We start from the raw sequence: 23508 nt of genomic DNA on the forward strand, positions 1-23508 counted from the left end.
TCGGTCGCGCTGTCCCGGGAAGTGGCGGAGTTCGGCAAGCGTGAGAGCTACACCCCGTACATGATGGTGCTCGCCGCCTGGCAGGCGCTGCTGCACCGCTACAGCGGGCAGACGGACATCATCGTTGGCACGCCCATTGGCAATCGCACCCGGCCGGAGCTGCTGCCGCTCATCGGGTACGTGGCGCACTCGGCCGCGTTCCGCACCAGCTTCGCGGACGATCCGACGTTCCTCGAACTCCTGGCCCGCGTGCGGCAGGAGGTCAACGACGTCCAGTTGCGTCCGGACGTGCCCTTCGAGCACCTCGTGGAAGCCCTCGTCCCAGGCAAGGACATTGGCCGGGGGCGGCTGACGGACACCATCTTCGTCTTCCACACCACCGTGGGAGGCACGGCCGCCGCGCTGGAGCTGACTGGTGTCCGCGGAACCATGGTGGAAGTGCCGGACGCCCCGGTGCAATGGGGCGCGACGCTGTCCGACCTGTCCCTCGTGCTCGGCGATGACGCCGGCCGCATCAGCGGCGCGCTCGAGTACGCCACCGAGCTGTTCGACGAAGCCACGGCCCGGCGCATCGTGGAGCACCTCCAGGTGCTGTTGGGCTCGGCGCTGGCCCGGCCCTCGGAGCGAATCTCCCGGTTGCCCCTGGCCACGGAGGCGGACCGGCGCGCCTGGCCCGCCCCCCTTCCCCGGCCCGTCTCCACGCCGATTCCCTCGCGGCTGTCCCAGCGCGCGGCCCGGCAGCCGGGAGCCACCGCCGTCATTCAGGGCTCGACGGCGTGGGCCTGGAGCGACCTCGCCCAGCGTGCGCGCAACGTCGCCGCAAGGCTGCGAGCGCTCGGTGTGCAACCCGGTGAGCCGGTCGCGGTCTGCCTGAAGCCGTCCCCCGCGAAGCTGGCCGTCCTCTGGGGTGTCCTGGAGGCCGGTGGCGCCGTCGTGGCGGTAGGCCCCACGGACCTGGGGCGCCTGTCGGACTTCGCGTCGTCCGGAGCCCGGGTGCCGGTGCTCGTCACGTGGCGCGGCATCATGACCGCCGCCCGGCTGGATGCGGCGCGGGTTCTCCATGTGGAGGACGCACTGGAGTCTTCTGGTGCCCATGCGGAGCGCCCTGCCCCGGCCCCGGAGGCGCTGGCGTGGCTGTTGCCCGTGGGTCCCAACCAGTCGCCGTGGGCCCTGGTGCATCAGGGGCTCACCGAGCTCTTCGACGCGCTCGACAAGCGGCTGCGGCCCGCGGAAGGCGCCACGTGGGTGGCCGCCGCGGAGTCCTCTGCCGAGCGTCCGGAGCTGGAGGCCCTGTGGGCCCTGTCACGCGGGCTGACCGTGACGTTCCCCTCCGAGCAGGTGACGGCCCAGTGGGAGGTCCTCCAGGGCGGCGGTCCGCGCCAGGGCGCGATGGACCTGAGCCTCATCTACTTCGCCAACGATGAAGACTCACTCGTCGGTCCGAAGTACGAGCTGTTGGTCGAGGGCGCGAAGTACGCGGACGCCAACGGCTTCTCCGCGGTGTGGACGCCGGAGCGGCACTTCCACTCGTTCGGCGGCCTCTATCCCCAGCCCGCCGTGGTGGCGGGCGCGCTGGCCACCATCACCCGCAACCTGAGCCTGCGCTCGGGCAGCGTCGTCCTCCCGCTGCATGACCCGCTGCAGGTCGCCGAGCAGTGGTCCGTGGTGGACAACCTCTCCGGAGGCCGCGCGGGTCTGTCGATTGCGACGGGCTGGCACGTGGCGGACTTCACCTTCGCCCCGCAGAACTTCGAGGATCGCCGCAACATCCTGCTGCGAAACCTGGAGACGGTGCGCGCCCTCTGGCGAGGCGAGAAGCTCCGCCGTCCGGGTGGCGGCGGCGTCACGGTGGAAGTCGGCCTGCGGCCCAAGCCCGTCCAGAAGGACCTGCCCGTGTGGCTCACGGCCGCCGGCAGTCCGGAGACGTTCCGCCTGGCCGGCGAAGTGGGCGCCGGCGTGCTCACCGGTCTGCTCACGCAGTCACTGGAGGAGCTGAAGCAGAAGGTGGCGCTCTACCGCGAAGCCTGGCGCCGGAACGGGCATCCGGGCCGTGGCCACGTCGCGCTGATGCTGCACGCGTTCATCGGCGACGACGAACAGGAGGTGCTGCGCACGGTCCGCAAGCCGCTGCTGAGCTACTTCCGGAGCTCGGCGGAGATCACCGCCACGCTGCTGGCCGCGCAGGGTTACCAGGGCGAAATCGACAAGGTGTCCGAGGAGGACGTGAATGCCCTGCTCGAACACACCTTCGAGCACCACGCGAAGGGCACCGGCCTCATCGGCACGGTGGAGAGCGGCGTGCAGCGCCTGCTCCACGTCCGGGAAGCCGACGTGGACGAGGTGGCCTGCCTCATCGACTTCGGCCTGGACACGCCAGTGGTGCTGGAGGGCCTGCGCCGGTTGACCGTGATTCGCGAGCGCCTGGAGCAGGACGCCTCGCAGCGGAAGGTCCAGCGGCAGGCGGAGGGAACGCTCGCGGTCGACGAACTGCTGGCGCTGGCCCGGCAGTCGGGCGCCGTCCTGCTGCACGCCTCGGCGCGGCTGGCGCGCACGCTGGTGGAGCTGCCGCGGGCCCGCGAAGCCCTGGAGCCCGTGGGCGCGCTCGTTCTGGACGGTGCCTCCACGGAGCTGGCCCTGTCGCTGCACCGGAACCTGGGCACGGAGGTCCTGCTCGCGGGTGCCGCTGGCGAGGGCGGCCTGCTGCCACGGCCTCCGACGGAGCGTGTCCCCGAAGGGCTTCAGTCCTGGGTGCTGGACGCGGCCGGATTGCCGGTGCCCCCCGGCGTCGTCGGTGAGCTGGCCCTGGAGGGCGCTGGCCTTCCCTGGGACTTGTGGCGCGCCAATGAGCAGGAGCGCCGCCGTTTCGTGCAGCACCCGTCGAGCAGTGAGGCCCGTCTCTTCCGGACCGGGCGGCACGCGCGGCTCCGCGTGGACGGCCGCGTGGAGCACGTCACCCTCCCCTCCGCGCCCAAGGCACAGGCCCCCGCGCCGAAGCCTCCACCGAAGGCGCCCCCTGCGCCCATGCAGCCCGCGCTGACGCAGCAACCCGAGCCCGCGGCGATTCCCCGCGTACCCCGGACTCGGCCGCTGCCCCTGTCCTTCGCGCAGCAGCGGCTCTGGTACCTCCAGCAACTGGACCCGAGCAGCACGGCGTACAACAACGGCTCCAACTTCCGCCTCACCGGCCCGCTGAACGTCGAGGCGCTGCAGGCTGCGCTCAATGAGGTGGTGAAGCGGCACGAGGTCCTCCGCACCACGTACCAACTGACGGAAGACGGCGCGGTGCAGGTCATCCACGCGGAGGGCACGCTGCCGGCTCTGGTGGAGGACGTCCCCGGCGACTCGGTGGAAGCGCGCGAAGCGGAGATGCTGCGGCGGTGCGCGGCGCTCGCAGCGCTTCCCTTCGATCTCGAGAAGGGCCCGGTGGCGCGCGCGTTGCTGCTCCGGATGGGACCGGAGGACCACGTCCTGAGCCTGATGCAGCACCACGTCATCTCCGACGCGTGGTGCACCCTGGTGCTGGGCCGCGAGCTGTCGGTGCTCTACTCCTGCTTCAGCGCGGGCATCCCCTCGCCGCTTCCACCGCTGGAGGTGCAGTACGCGGATTACGCGGTGTGGCAGCGCCAGTGGCTGGAAGGCGCCGTGATGGAGGCGCAGGTCCGGTGGTGGAAGGAGCAACTGACGGGTGTCCCGGCGCTCGAGCTGCCCACGGACCGGCCCCGGCCCGCGGTGCAGTCCTATGCGGGCGGTAGCTACAGTTTCGAGCTGCCGGCCGAGGTCACCGAACCGCTGCTCGCCTTCGGGCGGCGCGAGGGCGCCACGTCGTTCATGGTGCTCATGGCGCTGTTCCAGGCGCTGCTGGGGCGCACTTCGGGACAGGAGGACTTCGCGGTGGGCATCCCCACGGCCGGCCGCTCCCGCCCGGAGGTGGAGGGGCTGCTGGGCTGCTTCGTGAACACGCTCGCGCTGCGCTCGCGGCTGGAGGGCGCCCCGTCGTTCCGGGAGCTCGTGGGCCGCGTGAAGCGGCATTCGCTGGAGGCGTTCGCGCACCAGGACGCGCCCTTCGAGCGCGTCATCGAGGCGCTCCAGTTGCCGCGTGACCAGAGTCGCACGCCGGTGTTCCAGGCCGTCCTCAACGTGATCAACACGCCCACCGTGGACGTGGCGTATCAGGGGCTGAAGCTGAGCGGGCTCGGCCTCTACCCGGACACCTCCAAGTTCGACCTGAGTCTGGAGGTCGTCGAGCGCAAGAACACCCTGTACTGCCGCTTCGAGTACGCATCGAGCATCTTCGATGGCGCCACTCTGGAGCGGCTCGCGGGCCATCTGGCCGAGCTTGCCCAGGCGGTCGTCGCCACACCGGACCTGCCACTCCAGCGCGTGGCGATCCTCTCAGAGGACGAGCGCCGTCAGGTGCTGAAGGGCTTCCAGGGACGGGAGATGGCACCCGCGTCCGAGGCGAGCATTCACGCGATGGTGGAGGCGCAGGTGGCGCGCACGCCGGACGCGGTGGCGGTGGCGTTCGAGTCGGAGCGGTTGACGTACCGGGAGCTGGACGCGAGGGCCAACCAGGTGGCGCACCACCTGAGGAGCCTGGGTGTTGCCCCGGAGTCGCTGGTGGGCGTGTGCCTGGAGCGCTCGGTGGACATGGTGGTGGCGCTGCTGGGCGTGCTGAAGGCGGGCGCCGCCTACGTGCCAGTGGACCCGGCGTATCCGAAGGAGCGGCTGGAGTGGATGCTGGAGGACACCGGGGCGTCGGTGCTGCTGACGCACGAGAAGTGGAAGTCGGTGCTCCCGCCCAGCGCCGCGCGCGTGGTGTGCCTGGACAGCGCGGCAGACGAAGTGGCACGTCACCCGGTGACTCGGCCGTCGGTGCGAGTGGGCCCGGAGTCGCTGGCGTACGTCATCTTCACCTCTGGAAGCACGGGCCGTCCGAAGGGGGCGATGAATGCGCACGGGGGCGTCGTCAACCGGCTGAAGTGGATGCAGGAGGAGTACGGGCTTAACGGCACGGACGTGGTGCTGCAGAAGACGCCCTTCAGCTTCGACGTGTCGGTGTGGGAGTTCTTCTGGCCGCTGCTGGCGGGGGCGAAGCTGGTGGTGGCGCGGCCGGGAGGGCACCAGGAGCCGGCGTACCTGGTGAAGCTGATGAAGGCGGAGGGCGTGACGACGGTGCACTTCGTGCCGTCCATGCTGCGTGCCTTCGTGGAAGAGCCGGGGCTGGAGGGACTGGGAGGCCTGCGGCGTGTGGTGTGCAGCGGCGAGGCGTTGAGCGCGGAGTTGGTGAAGAAGGCGTACGCGCGGCTGCCCGCACCGGTGCGGGTACACAACCTGTACGGCCCGACAGAGGCAGCAGTAGACGTCACGTACTGGCCCTGCCCGCGTGGAGAGGACTTCCACCGCGTCCCCATTGGGCGGCCCGTGGCGAACACGGTACTGTACGTGCTGGACACGCACGGGCAGCCGTCTCCTGTGGGCATTCCGGGCGAGCTGCACATTGGCGGCGTGCAGGTGGGGCGCGGCTACTGGCAGCGGCCCCAGCTGACGGCGGAGCGCTTCATCCCGGATGCCTTCAGCGGCATTCCGGGCGCGCGCCTGTACCGCACCGGAGACGTGGCGCGGTGGCTGGCGGACGGCACGCTGGAGTACCTGGGCCGAGCCGACTTCCAGGTGAAGCTGCGCGGCTTCCGCATCGAGCTGGGTGAAATCGAGGCCGCGCTGCGCACGCATCCCGGCGTGCGCGACGCCGTCGCCCTGGTGCGTGAGGAGACGCGAGGGGATGCCCGCCTCGTGGCCTACGTCACGGGTGACTCGGCGCCGCTGGAGGCCGAGACGCTGCGAGCGCACCTCCTGAAGCAGCTCCCCCAGCACATGGTGCCTTCAACCTTCGTTCACCTGGGCGTCCTGCCGCTGACGCCCAGCGGAAAGGTGGACCGCAAGGCCCTGCCCGCCCCCGAGGCGCCCACCGTCCAGCGGGGCCTCTACGTGGCGCCGCGCACGCCGACGGAGGAGGCCCTGGCCGAGCTCTTCGCCCAGGTGCTCAGCGTCCGCCGCGCCGGCATCCACGACGGCTTCTTCGAACTGGGAGGCCACTCCCTGCTGGCCACCCAGGTGGTGGTGCGCGTGCGGACGCGCTTCGGCATCGAGCTCCCGCTGCGCGCCTTCTTCGAGTCACCCACGGTCGCCGGGCTCGCGGCGTACCTGGACGGCCAGAAGAACGCGCCTGCGCAGACCAACGCCGCGGTGCCGGCACTGACCCACGCGGACCGGCGCGCCTCGCTGCCCCTGTCCTTCTCCCAGCAGCGGCTCTGGGTCATCAGCCAGTGGAGCGAAACGGGCAGCAGTGCCTACAACCACCCGCTGGCGCTCCAGCTCACGGGCGCGCTGAACCTGCCCGCGCTCCAGCGAAGCTTCGACACGCTGGTTGCCCGTCACGAGGTGCTGCGGACGACGTTCCGCATGGAAGGCGACGCACCCGTCCAGGTCATCCACCCGCCCTCTCAGGTTCCCATCCAGGTCTTGGACTTGTCGGGTGAGGCCGTCGCCCATCTTCGTGAGGCGGAGACGCTGCGGCGGGTCCAGGAAGAGGTCCAACGCCCCTTCGACCTGGCGAAGGGCCCGGTGGTCCGCGGCATCCTGTTGAAGCAGTCCGCGACGGAGCAGGTGCTGGTGCTCAACATGCACCACATCGTCACCGACGGCTGGTCCAACGGCGTGATGGTCCGGGAGATGGCGGCGATTTATGGCGCCTTCCGGCAGGGCCAGTCGTCTCCCCTGCCCCCGCTCCCGTTCCAGTACGCGGACTTCGCGGCGTGGCAGCGGAAGTGGCTCCAGGGCCAGGTCCTGGAAGCGCAGCTCGACTACTGGCGCGGGATGCTCGCGGACGCGCCGCCGTACCTGGAGCTCCCCACTGACAAGCCGAGGCCGGAGCAGCCGTCCTTCCAGGGCGACAACACGCCCATCCAATTGCCGGCGGCCCTGAGCGACGCCGTGGACGCGCTCGCGCTGAAGGAGCGTGCAACGCCCTTCATGGTGTTGCTCTCTGCCTTCCAGGTGCTGCTGAACCGGTACTCCGGGCAGGAGGACGTGTTGGTGGGCTCGCCCATCGCCGGCCGTCGCCACGCGCAGACGGAGGGGCTCATCGGCTTCTTCGTCAACACGTTGGTCCTGCGCGCTCGCTTCGGTATGGACCCGACCTTCCGGGAGCTGCTGGCCCAGGTGCGTGACACCACGCTGGGGGCGTACGAGCACCAGGACCTCCCCGTCGAGCGGCTGGTGGAGGACCTCCGCCCCGCCCGTGAGGAGGGCCGCACGCCGCTCTTCCAGGTGATGTTCGCCCTCCAGAACACGCCGGTTCCCGAGCTGACGCTCCCGGAGCTGTCCCTCCGGGGCTTCGAGTCGAAGCACACAGTCAGCCGCTTCGAGCTGGAGCTGGTCCTGTCCCGCGCGACGGAGGGCTACCAGGGCGGGCTCGTCTACAGCACCGACCTGTTCGGGTCCGCCACGGCGGAGCGACTGGTGGCGCACCTCCAGGTCCTGCTGGAAGAAGCCGTGACGTCGCCGGACACCCCTGTCTCCGCGCTGCCGCTCGAAAGGGAGGAGGCGCCGCAGCCGGACGACGCAGCGGACATGGCCCGCGAGGCGACCTTCCACCTGCGCGTCGAGGAGCAGTCGGATCGGACGCCCGATGCCCCCGCCGTGTCGCTGGAGTCCCAGGTCCTCACGTACGCCCAGCTCAACGCGAAGGCGAACCAGCTCGCCGCGCAGCTGCGCACGCTGGGCGTGGGCCCGGAAGTCCGCGTGGGCTTGTGCCTGGAGCGCACGCCCGACGCCATCATCGCGGTGCTGGCGGTGCTCAAGGCCGGCGGGGCCTTCGTCCCCATCGACCCGGCTGCACCAGCGCAGCGCAAGTCCTTCGTCCTGAAGGACAGCAACGCGTCCGTGCTGCTCACCCTCCAGCACCTGGCCGATGCCTGGAGGCCCCAGGTCCGGCACCTGCTGTGCCTGGATACCGAGGCCTCGAAGCTGGCGTCACTCCCGACGCGGAACGTCGTGGTGAGCGTGCGCGAAGAGAACCTCGCGTACGTCATCTACACGTCCGGCTCCACGGGTACGCCCAAGGGCGTCATGGTGCAGCACCGCTCGTTGCTCGCCATGCACGCGGGAACGACGGAGGCGTTCCAGGCAACGGGCGCCACCCGGCAGCGCGTCAGCCTCAACGCCCCGTTCCACTTTGATGGGGCTTTGGAGCCTCTGGTCCATCTGGCGGACGGACATTGCCTCTGCCTGGTGCCCGAGGAGACGCGGAAGGATCCGGAGGCGATGCTGGCGTGGGTGGGGCAGCAGCGCGTGGACGTGCTGGACTGCACGCCCGCGCAGCTGACGCTCCTGCTCCAGGCAGGACTCCTGGAGCAGGAGAATGTGCCCTCGCGCATCGTGTGCGCGGGAGAAGCCATGGCCCCGTCGCTCTGGAAGCAGTTGGCCAGCACGGAGCGCACGACGGCCTACAACGCCTATGGCCCCACGGAGAGCACCGTCTGCGCCACCACGGCGAGCGTCCGGAACAGCACCGCGCCCGTGCCCGTCATCGGGCGGCCCATCCAGGGCACGCGGGCCTACGTGCTGGATGCGCGGCAGCGGATGGCCCCGGCGGGCATCGCGGGTGAGCTCTACCTGTCGGGAGACGGCCTGGCCCGTGGGTACCTGGGACAGCCGCAGTTGACCGCGGAGCGCTTCATCCCGGACGCCTTCAGTGGACAGCCGGGGGCCCGCCTCTACCGCACGGGAGACAAGGCGCGGTGGCGGCATGACGGCACGCTGGAGTACCTGGGCCGGCTCGACTTCCAGGTGAAGCTGCGCGGTTTCCGCATCGAGTTGGGTGAAATCGAAGCCGTGCTGCGGACCCACGACCAGGTGCAGGAAGCCGTGGTGCTGGCACGCGAAGACGTGCCCGGCGACAAGCGGCTCGTGGCCTACGTTGTTGTCGTGGTGACTCCCGAGGCCCTGGTGACCGCGGAGATGTTGCGTCAGCACGCCCAGGCGCGGCTGCCTGAGTACATGGTGCCGTCCGCCTTCGTGCTGATGGGCACCCTGCCCCTCACCCCCACCGGCAAGGTGGACCGGAAGGCCCTGCCCGTCCCTGACGTCTCGAACCTGGCCGTCAAACACGACGTCGAGCCGACCGCGACGCCCCTCGAGGCTCAGCTGGCGGAGGTCTGGAAGGAGCTGCTGCGTGTCCCCACCGTGGGCCGCCGCGACAACTTCTTCGAGCTGGGCGGTCACTCCCTGCTGGCCACCCAGGTGGTGGCGCGCATCCGCGCCACCTTCGACGTGGACCTGAACCTGCGCACGTTCTTCGCGGCGCCCACCGTGGCCGCGCTCGCCGAGCGCCTGTCCTCCGCCTCATCCGGTCCCCGGCTTCCAGCCCTGACGCGAGCCCGGGGGGACGGAGCCCTGCCGCTCTCCTTCGCCCAACAGCGGCTCTGGTTCCTGGATCAGCTCCAGCCAGGGAACGCGTCCTACAACATGCCGACGGCGATGCGCCTGTCGGGTGCGCTGGACGCGGCCGCCTTGCAGCGTGCCGTGGATGAAATCGTCCGTCGGCATGAATCGCTCCGCACCACCTTCCAGACCGAGGACGGTGCGCCTCGTCAGGTCATCCACGCGCCGCACACCGTGGCGGTGGACCGGGTGGACCTCTCGGGCATCCAAGACGGGACGCACCGGGAAGCGGAGGCGCTGAAGCGCGTCACCGCCGATGCCCGGCGTCCCTTCGACCTGACCCAGGGCCCCCTGCTGCGCGTCACGCTGTTGAAGCTGGAGCCGTCCGAGCACGTGTTGCTGCTGTGCATGCACCACATCATCTCGGATGGCTGGTCCATGGGCGTGCTGGTCCGAGAGGTGACCTCGCTCTACGGCGCCTTCCACGCCGGTCAGCCCGTCACGCTGCCCGAGCTTCCGGTGCAGTACGCCGATTACGCGGTGTGGCAGCGGGGGTGGCTCCAGGGCGACTCGCTGAACCAGCAGTTCGGCTTCTGGAAGGAGCAGCTTGCGGGCGCTCCGCACGCATTGGAGCTGCCGACCGACAAGCCGCGCCCGGCGTTCCTGAGCACCCGGGGCGCGTCGGTGCCCGTACAGCTCTCCCTGGCGCACAGCCAGGCAGTGGAGACGCTGGCACAGCGCGAGGGTGTCACGCCCTTCATGGTGCTGCTCGCGGCGTACCACATGCTGCTGAACCGGTACTCGGCCCAGGATGACGTGTTGGTGGGCTCGCCCATCGCGGGCCGGCACCATGCGCAGACGGAGCGCCTCATCGGCTTCTTCGTGAATACGCTGGTGTTGCGCGCGCGCTTCGGCCGCGAGCTGACCTTCCGCCAGCTCCTGGCGCAGGTGCGCGACACCACGCTGGGGGCCTACGAGTACCAGGACCTCCCCGTTGAACGATTGGTGGAGGAACTCCAGGTCGAGCGGGACCCGAGCCGCACCCCGCTCTTCCAGACGCTGTTCACGTTGCAGAACGCGCCCATCCCCGAGCTCGTGTTGCCGGGCCTGACGGTGCGGCCGGCCGACGGTGAGGACACGGGCGTGGCGCTGTTCGAGCTGAGCCTGGACCTGTTCCGTGGCGCGGACGGCTTCAGCGGGACGCTCAACTACAGCACCGATTTGTATGAAGAGGCCACGGCTCAGCGGCTGGCCTCGCACTACCAACGGCTCCTGGAAGGCGTCCTGGCCCGGCCGGACGAGCGTGTCGCCGCGCTGCCGATGATGCTTCCCGAGGCGCGTCAGGCCGTGCTCGAAGCCGCGAGCGGCGCTCGGGAGCCACTTCCGAAGGACGCGCGCATCCACGCGCTCTTCGAGGCACAGGTGTCTCGCACGCCCGACGCGCTGGCCGTGGTGGCGGGCGCCGAGTCGGTGACGTACCGGGAGCTGGATGCGCGGGCGAACGCGCTCGCCCTTCGCCTTCGCGCGGCGGGCGTGGGACTGGAGCATCGCGTCGCGGTGTGCGTGGAGCGCTCGGTGGAGCTGCTGGTCGCGCTGCTCGGTGTGCTCAAGGCTGGCGGGGCGTACGTGCCGCTGGACTCGGAGTACCCGGCGGAGCGCCTGCGCTTCATGTTGGAGGACAGCGGCGCCCGGGTCATCGTGGCCCGTGCTGCGTTCCGCGAGCGACTGGGTGCAGCGGAGGGCTGCGTCTGGCTGGACGCGGAGGTGCCTCCCTCCTCCGGCGTGCCCCAGGCCCCCGCTGTCCTGGTGCCTCCCGAGGCCGCGGCGTACGTGCTCTACACGTCCGGCTCCACGGGCCGGCCCAAGGGCGTGGTCGTCCAGCACCAGTCGCTGGTGAACTTCACCCGCGCGGCGTGGACGTCCTTCCCGGTGGCGCCCGGAGACCGGGTGCTCCAGTTCGCCTCCATCAGCTGGGACACCAGCGCGGAGGAGCTCTACCCGTGCCTCACGAGCGGCGGGACGCTGGTGCTCCGGACTCCGGACATGCTCGACGAGCCCGGTGCGTTCCTGGCGAAGTGTGAAGCGGCGGGCGTGACGCAGCTCAACCTGCCCACGGCCTTCTGGCATGACGTGACGGCGAGCCTCGATGCGGGCACCGCCCGTCTCCCCTCGGGGCTGAAGTGGGTGGTGATTGGCGGCGAACGCGTGGCGCCGGAGCGGGTGGCCCAGTGGCAGCGGAGCGTCGGTGCCGAGCTGCCACTGCTGAACACGTACGGGCTCACCGAGGTGACGGCGGTGGCCACGTCCGTGAACCTGTCAGCGGCCGGAGTCCTGGCGTCCCCGGGCGCCGAGCGCGAGGTCCCCATTGGCCGGGCGCTGACGAACGTGTGGATGTACGTGCTGGACCGCGAGCTGGAGCCCGTCCCCCCGGGCGTACCCGGCGAGCTGTTCATCGGCGGCCGGGGTGTGGCCCGAGGCTACCTGGGCCGGCCGGAGCTGACGGCGGAGCGCTTCGTGCCTTCGCCCTTCGGTGACAGCGAGCGGCTGTACCGGACCGGCGACCTGGCCCGTTGGCGCCGGGACGGGAACCTGGAGTACCTGGGCCGCGGCGACACCCAGGTGAAGGTCCGCGGCGTCCGCATCGAGCCTGGAGAGATTGAGGCCGCCCTCCGCGCGCATCCCACGGTCCACGACGCCGTGGTGCATGTCCGCGAAGACGTCGCTGGCGACAAGCGGCTGGTAGCGTACGTCGTGCTGTCGTCCGCGCCAGACGCGGGCCAGCCGGAGGCGTCCGCCCTTCGGGAACACCTGCGCCGGAACCTCCCCGAGTACATGGTGCCCGCCGCCTTCGTGTCGCTGTCCGCCCTGCCCCTGACGCCCAGTGGCAAGGTGGACCGGAAGGCCCTCCCCGCGCCGGAGGCCTCGCAACTGGCCCTCAAGCGCGACAGCCTGCCACCCGCGACGTTCATGGAGGCCCGGCTGGCGGAGGTCTGGCGGGAGCTGCTGCGAGTCCCCACGGTGGGACGCCACGACAACTTCTTCGAGCTGGGAGGCCACTCCCTGCTGGCCACGCGCGTGGTCGCCCGCGTCCGCGCTGACTTCAACGTGGAGCTGAGCCTTCGCGCCTTCTTCGAGGCCCCCACCGTGGCGGCCCTCGCCGAACGTCTGGGCTCCGCCACGCCCGGCCCCCGGCTGCCACCGCTCACCCGGGCCCGGCGCGACGGGCCGGCGCCGTTGTCCTTCGCCCAGCAGCGCCTGTGGTTCCTGGACCAGCTCCAGCCGGGCAACGCCTCCTACAACATGCCGACGGCGCTGCGCCTGTCGGGGACGCTGGACGTCGACGCCTTGCAGCGCGCCGCGAATGCCCTGGTGGAGCGGCACGAATCACTCCGCACCACGTTCCAGGCCCAGGGCGGCGAGCCCCGCCAGGTCATCCATCCATCGCGAGCGCTGCCGCTGAAGGTGGTGGACCTCTCGGGACTCCAGGGGCGGGCGTACCGGGAATCCGAGGCGTTGAAGCGCGCCACCCACGATGCACAGCAGCCGTTCGACCTGTCCACGGGGCCCCTGCTGCGTGTCACCTTGCTGAAGCTGACCCCCACCGAACACATGCTGGTGCTGTGCATGCACCACATCATCTCGGACGGCTGGTCCATGGGCGTGCTCGTCCGGGAAGTGGCCGCGTTCTACGATGCCTTCCTTCGCGGACAGCCCGCGTCCCTGCCCGAGCTCCCCGTGCAGTTCGCCGACTACGCGGTGTGGCAGCGCGGGTGGATGCAGGGCGAGACGCTGAAACAGCATCTGGGCTGGTGGAAGGAGCAGCTCGCGGGCGCGCCGCACATGCTGGACCTGCCCACGGACAAGCCGCGGCCCGCGGTGGTGACGCACCAGGGCGCTGGCGTGCAGGTACAGCTTCCGCTCGCGCTCAGTCAGGCGCTGGAGGCGTTGGCCCAGAAGGAAGGCGTCACGCCGTTCATGCTGTTGCTCGCGGCCTTCCAGGCGCTGTTGTGCCGGCACTCGGGACAGGACGACGTGCTGGTGGGCTCACCCATCGCCGGGCGCCGTCAGGCCGAGTCCGAGCCACTCATCGGCTTCTTCGTCAACACGCTGGTGCTGCGCGCCCGAATCTCCCCGGAGACGACCTTCCGCCAGTTGTTGGCGCAAGTGCGGGACACCACCCTGGGCGCGTACGAACACCAGGACGTGCCCTTCGAGCGGCTGGTGGAGGAACTCCAGCCCTCGCGAGACCTGAGCCGCACGCCGCTGTTCCAGGCCATCTTCGCCCTGCAGAACGCACCGGGCTCCGAGCTGGCCCTCCAGGAACTCTCCCTGCGAGAGCTGGAGCCGACGCATGGTGTCAGCCGGTTCGAGCTGGAGCTGGCGGTGGCCCGCCTCCCGGAGGGCTACCAGGGCGCGCTCATCTACAGCACCGAGCTGTTCGAGCCCGCCACGGCGGAGCAACTGATGGAGCATCTCCGGCTGCTGCTGGAAGGCGCCGTGGCGTCACCGGATGACCCCGTGTCCACCCTTCCCCTCCACACGGAGGCGGAGCAGCAACAGTTGATGGTGGACTGGAACAGCACCACCTCCAGCGTCCAGCGCGGTGGCATCTTCCACACGCGCTTCGAGCAGCAGGTGGGACGCACGCCCAACGCGCCTGCCGTGGCGTTGGATGAGCAGGTGCTGTCCTTCAGCCAGCTCAACGCGAAGGCGAACCAGCTCGCCGCGCACCTGCGCACGCTGGGCGTGGGCCCGGAAGTCCGCGTGGGCCTGTGCCTGGAGCGTACGCTGGAAGCCATCATCAGCCTGCTGGCGGTACTGAAGGCCGGAGGGGCCTTCGTCCCCATCGACCCGATGGCGCCCACGCAGCGCCGCTCCTTCATGCTGGAGGACAGCGGGGCCACCGTGCTGCTCACCGTCCAGCACCTGGCCGAGGCCTGGCGGCCCCAGGTCCAGCATCTGCTGTGCCTGGACACCGTGGCCTCGAAGCTGGCGTCACTGCCCACGTACAACGTCCCCGCGAACGTGCGCGGAGAGAACCTCGCGTACATCATCTACACGTCCGGCTCCACGGGCACTCCCAAGGGCGTCATGGTGCAGCACCGCTCGCTGCCGTGGTTGCTCCAGGGAATGACGGAGTCGCTGGAGATGTCCGAGCCCGCCGGGCAGCGCCTCAGTCTCAACGCGCCGCTGTACTTCGACGGCACCGTCGAGCGGCTCATGCACCTGGCGGAGGGACACTGCCTGTGTCTGGTGCCAGAGGCCACGCGGAAGGACCCGGACGCGATGGTGGCGTGGTTGGAGCAGCAGCGCGTCGACATGCTGGATTGCACGCCCGCGCAGCTGGCACTCCTACTCCAGGCCGGGCTCCTCGAACGAAGCCACGTCCCCGCCAGGATTTTCTGCGGAGGCGAGGCCATGTCGCCCATGCTCTGGAATCGACTGGCCAGCACGGAGCGCACGACGGCCTTCAACGTCTACGGCCCGACCGAGAGCACGGTGTGCGCCACCTCCGCGCGCGTTCAGGGCAACCCGAGTCCCGTTCCCGTCATCGGTCATCCCATCGCGGGAACGCGGGTGTACGTGTTGGACTCGCACCAGCAACTGGCGCCGCTGGGAACCGCGGGCGAGCTGTGCATCGCGGGAGAAGGTGTGGCCCGGGGCTATTTTGGCAGGCCGGGACTGACGGCGGAGCGCTTCATCCCGGACGCCTTCAGTGGACAGCCGGGGGCCCGCCTCTACCGCACGGGAGACAAGGCCCGGTGGCGGCATGACGGCACGCTGGAGTACCTGGGCCGGCTCGACTTCCAGGTGAAGGTGCGGGGCTTTCGCATCGAGCTGGGCGAAATCGAGGCGGCCCTGCGCACCCACGGCCAGGTCCAGGACGCCGTGGTGCTCGCGCGCGAGGACGTACCGGGCGACAAGCGGCTCGTGGCCTACGTCGTGGGCGACTCGGTCACCGCCGAATCGCTGCGCCAGCACCTCCTGCAGCGGCTGCCTGAGTACATGGTGCCGTCGGTCTTCGTGCCACTGGGCGCCCTGCCGCTGACGTCCACTGGCAAGGTGGACCGCAACGCGCTGCTGGCACCGGACGCATCCCAGCTCGCGCTCACGCGCGACGTCGAGCCGCCCGCGACGCCCACGGAGGCTCGGCTGGCGGAAATCTGGAAGGAGCTGCTGCGAATCCCCACCGTGGGCCGGCATGACAACTTCTTCGAGCTGGGCGGACACTCCCTGCTGGCCACCCAGGTCGTGGCCCGTATCCGCGACGCCTTCGATGTGGAACTGAACCTGCGCGCGTTCTTCGCGGCCCCCACCGTGGCGACGCTCGCCGAGCGGCTGGCCTCCACGACGCCCAGGCTCCGGCTCCCGCCCTTGACGCGCGCCGGGAGGGACGGTTCGGTGCCGCTCTCCTTCGCACAGCAGCGGCTGTGGTTCTTGGATCAGCTCAATCCTGGAGACGTGTCGTACAACATGCCGTCCGCGCTGCGGCTGTCGGGGATGCTCGATGTCGAAGCCCTGCGGCGAGCCGTGAGTGCCATGGTGGAGCGGCACGAAGCGCTCCGCACCACGTTCCAATCGGTGGCTGGCGAGCCCCGGCAGGTCATCCACCCACCACACGACACGGTGGTGGAGGTCGTGGACCTCTCGGACATCCAGGACCGGGCCCAGCGGGAGGCGGAGGCGATGACGCGCGCCACCCGGAATGCCCGACAGCCGTTCAATCTCGCCACGGGGCCGCTGCTGCGCGCCACGCTGCTGAAGCTGGAACCGTCCGAGCACGTCCTGTTGCTGTGCCTGCACCACATCGTCTCGGACGGCTGGTCCATGGGCGTGCTGGTGCGTGAGGTGACCACGTTCTATGAGGCCTTCCAGAACGGGAACCCCGCGGCCCTTCCCGAGCTTCCGGTTCAGTACGCCGACTACGCGCTCTGGCAGCGGGGGTGGCTCCAGGGCGAGACGCTGAAGGAACAGCTCGGCTGGTGGAAGTCGCAGCTGGCCGGTGCACCCCATGCGCTGGAGTTGCACACCGACAAGCCCCGGCCCGCGGTGCTGCGTCACCACGGCGCGGTGGTGCCGGTGCTGCTGCCCCAGGAACTCGCGCTGATGCTGGATGCGCTGGCGCAGCGTGAAGGCGTCACGCCGTTCATGCTGCTGCTCGCGGCCTTCCAGTCGGTCCTGGCCCGTCATGCCGGGCAGGATGATGTGTTGGTCGGCTCGCCCATCGCCGGCCGGCGCCACGCGGAGACCGAGCCGCTCATCGGCTTCTTCGTGAACACGCTGGTGCTGCGCGCCCGCCTCACGCCCGCGATGACCTTCCGTCAGCTTCTGGCGCAAGTCCGTGACGCCACGCTGGGCGCGTATGAGCATCAGGACGTGCCCTTCGAGCGGTTGGTGGAGGAGATCCAGCCCTCGCGAGACCTGAGCCGCACGCCGCTGTTCCAGGTGATGTTCGCGTTGCAGAACACCCAGGTCCCCGAGCTGGCCTTGCCCAAGCTGTCGGTCCGTCCCGCGGACGCCGACGACTCGGGGGTGACGCTGTTCGAGCTGAGCCTGGACCTGGTGCGTGCCCAGGATGGCTACGAGGGTGCGCTCGTCTACAGCACCGAGCTGTTCGAGCGGGCTACGGCGGAACGGCTGGCCACCCATCTCCGGCTGCTGCTGGAGCGTGCCGTGGCCGCGCCGGACCTGGCCATCGCCACCCTGTCCCTCCACACGGAGACGGAGCAGCAGCAGTTGATGGTGGACTGGCACGACATCGCACCGGACCGCGAGCGTGGTGTGCTCTTCCACACGCGCTTCGAGCAGCAAGCCGCGCGCACGCCCGAGGCCCCCGCCGTGACACTGGGGGCGCAGGTGCTGTCGTTCGCCCAACTGGACGCGAGGGCCAACCAGCTTGCCTCGTCCCTGCGCTCGCTGGGCGTGGGCCCCGAGGTCCGCGTGGGCTTGTGCCTGGAGCGCACGCCGGACGCCATCGTCGCGGTGTTGGCGGTGCTCAAGGCGGGTGGCGCCTTCGTGCCCATCGACCCGTCAGCGCCGGCACGGCGCAAGTCCTTCGTCCTGAAGGACAGCAATGCGTCCGTCCTGCTCACCGTCCAGCCGTTGGCGGATGCCTGGAAGCCTCAGGTCCGGCATCTGCTGTGTCTGGACACCGGGGCGTCGAACCTGGCGTCACGGCCCACGGATGACGTCGCGGTGGAGGTCCGAGGCGAGAACCTCGCGTACGTCATCTACACATCCGGCTCCACCGGCACGCCCAAGGGCGTCATGGTGCAGCACCACTCGCTGGCTTCGCTGCACGTGGCCTCGAACCTCGCGTTCCACCTGGGGCAGGCGCCGGGGCAGCGGTTCAGCCTCAACGCGCCGCTCTACTTCGACGTCAGCATGGACCAGCTCGTCCATCTGGCGGACGGGCACTGCTTGTGCCTGCTGCCCGACGACACACGGAGGGATCCGGAGGCGATGCTGGCGTGGCTGGAGCAACAACGCGTGGACGTCTTGGACTGCACGCCCGCGCAGCTGACGCTCGTGCTCCAGGCTGGGCTGCTGGAGCGTGCCCACGTCCCGGCGCGGATTCTGTGCGCGGGTGAAGCCATGGACCCGTCGCTCTGGAGCCGCCTGGCGAGCACGGAGCGCACGACGGCGTTCAACGCCTACGGCCCCACGGAGAGCACCGTGTACGCGACGTTCGCGAAGGTGCAGCACAGCCCGAGTCCGGTCCCCGTCATCGGCAAGCCGCTCGCGGGGACTCGGGCGTACGTGCTGGATGCGCGGCAGCAACTGGCCCCCCTGGGCACCGCGGGCGAGCTCTACCTGGCGGGGGATGGCCTGGCCCGAGGCTACCTGGGCCAGCCAGGCCTCACGGCGGAGCGCTTCGTCCCCCACCCGTTCGCGACCATGCCGGGCGAGCGGCTCTATCGCACGGGCGACAAGGCCCGCTGGCGGCATGACGGCACGCTGGAGTACCTGGGCCGGCTCGACTTCCAGGTGAAGCTGCGCGGCTTCCGCATCGAGCTGGGCGAAATCGAAGCGGCCCTGCGTGCACACGAAGCGGTCCAGGACGCCGTGGTGCTGGCGCGCGAGGACGTGCCCGGCGACAAGCGGCTCGTGGCCTACGTCGTGGGCGGCGCCGTCACCGTGGAGGCGCTGCGTCAGCACCTCCAGCAGCGGCTGCCCGAGTACATGGTGCCTCCGGCCTTCGTCTCACTGCCGGCCCTGCCCCTGAACCCCAGTGGCAAGGTGGACCGCAAGGCCCTGCCCTCGCCCACGCTCGCGGACACCCGAAGCCAGGAGGTCCACGTGGCGCCGCGGGATGGGCTGGAGCTGCGGCTCGTGCGTACCTGGGAGCAGTTCCTGGGAGTGGCGCCCATCAGCGTGCGCTCCAGCTTTTTCGAGCTGGGGGGCCACTCGCTGCTGGCCGTGCGTCTGGTCGCGGCCCTGCGCGAGTCCCTGGGCCGGCCGCTTCCCCTGGCCGCGCTGTTCCAGGCCCCCACGGTGGAGCAGCTCGCCGCGTTCCTGCGCCGCGAGGACTCTGGACCGGCGTCGTCTCTGGTCCCGTTCGACGCGGGCCGGAGTGGAACGGAGGTTCCGTTCTTCTGCGTGCACCCAGTCGGAGGCAACGTCCTGACCTACGCGGAGCTGGCCCGGCTGCTGGGGCCGGAGCGCCCGTTCTACGGACTCCAGGCGCAAGGGCTCGACGGCAGCACGCCGCCGCTGGGCACGGTGGAGGAGATGGCCGCCGCCTATGTGGAGGCCATCCGCACGGTCCAACCCGCCGGGCCCTACCTGCTGGGCGGCTGGTCCGTGGGCGGCGTCATTGCCTATGAAATGGCGCGCCAGCTTCGCGAGCGTGGCGACACGGTGGCCTTGTTGGCGCTCATCGACGCCTACACGCCCGCGGTGCTCAACGCCGCCGAGCCGGAGCCCGACGCCGCGCAGGTCGTCTCCGCTTTCGCGAGCGACCTGCTGGGCATCGGGTTCGCGGACCTGGCCACGCCGGACGCGTCCCAGTCGCCCGAGGCCCAGGTAGAAGCGCTCTGGGAAGCCGGTCAGCGCGCGGGCGCCCTGACGCCCGGAATGGAGCCCGCGCACCTACGGGCCCTGCTCCAGGTCTTCGAGGCCAACCTCCGGGCCGCCCGCCGCTACCAGCCGCCCGCGCTGAACCCGGGCCGGGTGTTGCGGCTCCAGGCGACGGAGGGCGCGGAGGGCCTGCCCGAGGACGGCGGATGGAAGGCGCTCGTGGGAACCGGCCTGGAGCAGCACGCCGTGTCCGGCGACCACTACAGCGTGCTGCGCGCCCCGGGGGTCCGCGAGCTGGCGGACCGGCTCCGGAGCGCGCTGAAGCTCACCACCGGGTGAGGAGGAACTCGACGCCCAGGCCCAGCTCCTTGAAGTACTTGGGCGTCCCTCTGATGAGCCGCCGCTCTCCCTCCGTCTTCTTGAGGAGGTAGACCGGCATCGTGAGCCGCACGCCCACCATCTCCGCCAGGTCCACGCCCAGGCGGGCCTCCGGAACCGTCAGCGCCCATTCGTTGGGCTTGCTGAGGTAGCCCGCGGACACGCCCAGTCCGGCGCGCCACCGGACGTACGGCCCCAGGTCGAGGAACGGAATCGCGCCGGAGAAGCCGTCCATGTCGGAGACGCAGTCGATGTAGAGGCCCAGCGAGGCCCAGCGGATGCGGGTGTCGTTGGGCACGAGCTGGTCCATGTCCCGCACGCCCAGCCCGGACAGCACGGCGCCGAAGCGCCACTCATTGCGGCTGTAGGCGTAGTCGTCGCGTCCCTGCTCGGACGCCAGGAACGGAAGCTCCACGCCCACGCCCACACCGCGCTGGCGCATGGCGCTGAGCGTCCAGACATGGTGCGGCTTCGAATACGTCAGCCACTCGTCCAGGAACGCGGCGCCCGCGGGACGGAGCGGAATCTTGAGATTGCCCCGCTGCTGCGTGACGAGGCTGTGGAAGGCGGTGCCCACGCGTTGGCGGACCGGGATGAGGTCCTCTCGGGTCCCCGTGGCTTCAATCCCCTCCATGACGCCTTCGCTGTACTGGTAGCCCACGTCGCCCAGCACGGAGAGCAGGTCGTCGACCTGTCCCTTCTGAAGCTGTCCCGCTTCCGCCTTCTTCGTCAGGGCATCGGTGGCCTGGCGCAGCCGCCCCAATTGCGGCGTCGTCGTGCAGTCATTGCCCACGACGCAGCGGAAGCCGAGCGAGTCGATGCCCAGGACCTTCAGCACGCGGAGCTCACGATCCCTCAGACGCTCCTTGCCAGCGCGAGGCACCAGCAGGTCGACGGCGCGCGTCGAGGTGAGCTGAGTGGACAGGAAGCGGATGGCGTCCTGCATGCCCCGGTAGAAGTCGTGCTCGCGGAAGCGCCGGTCGAAGAAGCCCATCATCGCGAACTGGAACTCCGACGGGAGCACGGACGTGCGGCGAGGAATCTGGATGCGGCCCGACAGATTGATGTCGTGCTCCAGCGTGTTGAGCACGGCGCTGTCGCGCGCGGCGTTCAGCACGTTGCCCAGGTACTGGAAGTAGGCCTCGTCCAAGGGGCTGCGGGAGCGCTCCGGCCGTTCCGGCGGTGACGCCCAGTCCCAGCCGACCGCGTCCTGGTCCAGGTAGACGACGGGGAAGCGCTCACGATTGAGCGTCGTCTCCCGCGAGGTTCCGCGCTCCACCCACCGCGAGCCGAGCCGCACCGCCAGGTCCACGGGGTTGTTGTTGAGCACGCCGCCGTCAATGAGCTTGAGGGACTCCAGGGGCCCCCATTGCGTCTGGTTGAAGAAGGAGACCTCGACGGGAACAGGGGGGAACGCGAGCGGAAAGGCCCCGGAGGCCTGCGGGGTAAGCAGCAGGTTCGACAGGGACACCTCATGTCCGCCGTCGCCCGTCGGTTGGGCGCCCAGCGCCGGGTAGTACGCGAGCTCCTTGGGCTTCACTCCGATGTGGGGGAACGACGCGCTCACCGCGCCCTCCATGAAGGGCAGCCGGGCGGTGAGCTTCCCTTCGCCCTGCGTCATTACCTGGACGACCAGCTTCTCCGTCACGCGCTTCAGCTTGAACTGGGCGTCGGGTCCGCCGTCGCCGAAGGGAACTTCGCGCCCTCGCAGGTTCGTCACGGTGATGCCGTAGGCGAAGGTGCAGTCCTCCTTGAAGCGGGTCGTCTGGGCCTTCTTCAGGATGAGCTGCAGGGTGTCCTGCATGTGGGGCTCGCTGAAGAGATGCGTGCCCTGAGGTGGCTCATTCCGCTCTTCGGGGAGCAGCCGCCCCAGGTCGAGCTGGTCGATCCACACAGTCCAGAAGAGGCTCTGCTCCGGAGACCACGTGGGCTGGGCGAACGCCGTGTCACACGAAGCCAGTCCCCCGAGCAGCGCGTTCACCGCCCCCGCCGAGGCGCCCGTCCACACACGCGGCGCGGGGTTGCCCAGGTCCGCCTGCTCGCCTTCTCGCTGCGCGACGCTCCAGAACCGGACCAGTGTGGAGATGAACCCCGCCTGATACGCGCCCAGGCTGATGCCGCCGCTGACGACCAGGGCCGGCGCGCTGCGCTCCGTCTCCTCGGCCAGGGCGCGGGCCCGCGCGGGGTCTTCGATGTGCGGTGGCAGGAACGGCGTCCCCTCGGGGACGAGCGCGGTGTCCTTCGCGAAGGCGTCACCATCCGGCGGAATGGGCGGCACCTCGGGGCTCACCGCCGGAACGTCTTCAGTGACAGCGCTGGCCGGCACTTCGCCCGGTTCGGCTTCGGGCAGCGCCGCTGGCGCATCAGGTGGGGCGTCCGCCGACACGGGGTTGGCGGGTGTGGAGGAGTCCTCGGCCTCGGATGGGGCCAGTGGGACGGCTTGCGCCTGCGCGGTGCTGGTGGTTGCGAGCAGGACCACGGCACAGGCACGAAGAAGGTTCTTTGGCATTCACGGGGCTCAGATGAAGGTCGACGTTGAGGCTATCCCTCAATCCTGACCCTGATCCCGGAAGCCCGGCAACCACGGAAGGCGCCGGGGAAGCTGTCGTCCCCGGCGACCTTTGTTCGAAGGCCTACGACTTCTGCAGCTCGTGCGAGCTGTCGGCGGCGGCCTGCTCCGGTGCCGCGACGAACAGGGCGTCGCCCGTGCTGGACACCTGGGGACGCAGCGGCGCGGCCACCGACTCGTGGACCAGCGCGGGAACCACCACGGGCTCCACGATGGCGGCGGCCTGGGCGCGCTGCGCGGCCTGCCGGCGGCGCCACACGAAGTAGCCGATGGCTGCCGCGGCCAGCACGCCCATCACGGCGAACTGCCCTTCCTTGAACTTGGAGATCATCGTGTCCAGCTCGCCACCGAAGTGGAAGCCGAGCCAGATGAACACGGGCGCGGACAGCAGCGCCGCCAGGCCATCCCAGAAGATGAAGCGCCAGTAGGACATGCCCACGGAGCCCGCGGTGAAGTACGTCACGGCGCGCACGCCCGGCATGAAGCGGGCGATGCAGACGATCTTCTGCCCGTGCTTGACGAAGAGCCCTTCCACCTTCGCGCGTTTCTCGGGTGTGACAATGCGGGCGAAGAAGCCACCGCCGCCTTCACGTCCCAGCCTCCCCCCCAGCCGGCGGCCGGCGAGGTAGATGAGGCTGTCGCCAACGAGAATGCCCGCGAAGCCGACCACCATCATCACCGACAGGTTGGCGGCCCCCTTGTGGGCCAGGAAACCCCCGAGGATGAGGGAGATGTCCTCCGGAAGAGGAACACCCAGCCCGCAGGCCACCAGGATGCCGAACACGGTGGCATAGGCGAAGAAGCCCTGCGAGTCGCCGAGGAGGTTGGTGAGAAGTTCTTGCACGCGTCGTCCTGTCCATTCACGTCCGAAGGGCCCGCCCCGGCACTCACCTGAGGCCGCCCCTCTAGCGCCCAGACATCAACCGGGCGCGGGTCGTCAAAACTCCGGGTCAACAAGGGGAATCGACTACAAAAATCCCTGAAACCCGGCCTCCGCTTGGGCCCTCTTCGGTGCCCCTCGTCCCTTCTTATTCTCCGACCGCCGCCTCCCGCTGCCCCACTGTCCCGACGTCGCGCCGCCCCTTCGGGCAGCCTGCCCA

General features: G+C 70.2%; 3 protein-coding genes (1 of these 3 only partly in view). 1 reads left to right on the forward strand and 2 read right to left on the reverse strand.

Annotation, left to right across the window (positions count from 1 at the left end):
• Nucleotides 1-19800, forward strand: partial view of a non-ribosomal peptide synthase/polyketide synthase gene (locus BHS09_RS39430; protein ID WP_237080430.1) — the 3' portion only. 26586 nt of this gene lie to the left of the window's left edge; the window shows 19800 of its 46386 coding nt (coding positions 26587-46386); the start codon falls outside the window, past its left edge; its stop codon occupies nucleotides 19798-19800.
• On the opposite strand, the gene BHS09_RS19040 is transcribed toward BHS09_RS39430, so the two are convergent.
• Both BHS09_RS19040 and BHS09_RS19045 read right to left on the reverse strand, forming a co-directional pair.
• Nucleotides 19787-22348 (reverse strand): patatin-like phospholipase family protein, encoded by a 2562-nt coding sequence (locus tag BHS09_RS19040; protein WP_140798518.1) that lies wholly within the window; start codon nucleotides 22346-22348, stop codon nucleotides 19787-19789. The two genes, BHS09_RS39430 and BHS09_RS19040, sit on opposite strands and share 14 nt — an antisense overlap.
• Nucleotides 22349-22472: 124 nt before the next feature.
• Nucleotides 22473-23252: a DedA family protein gene (locus tag BHS09_RS19045; protein WP_140798519.1), complete on the reverse strand. Its 780-nt coding sequence runs from the start codon at nucleotides 23250-23252 to the stop codon at nucleotides 22473-22475.
• Nucleotides 23253-23508: the final 256 nt, after the last annotated feature.

The sequence above is a fragment of the Myxococcus xanthus genome (assembly GCF_006402735.1).
Lineage (GTDB): Bacteria > Myxococcota > Myxococcia > Myxococcales > Myxococcaceae > Myxococcus > Myxococcus xanthus_A.

Coding starts and splice junctions, on each gene's coding strand:
- BHS09_RS19040 (WP_140798518.1), bottom strand. CDS start 22,348: ATGCCAAAGAACCTTCTTCGTGCCTGTGCCGTGGTCCTGCTCGCAACC.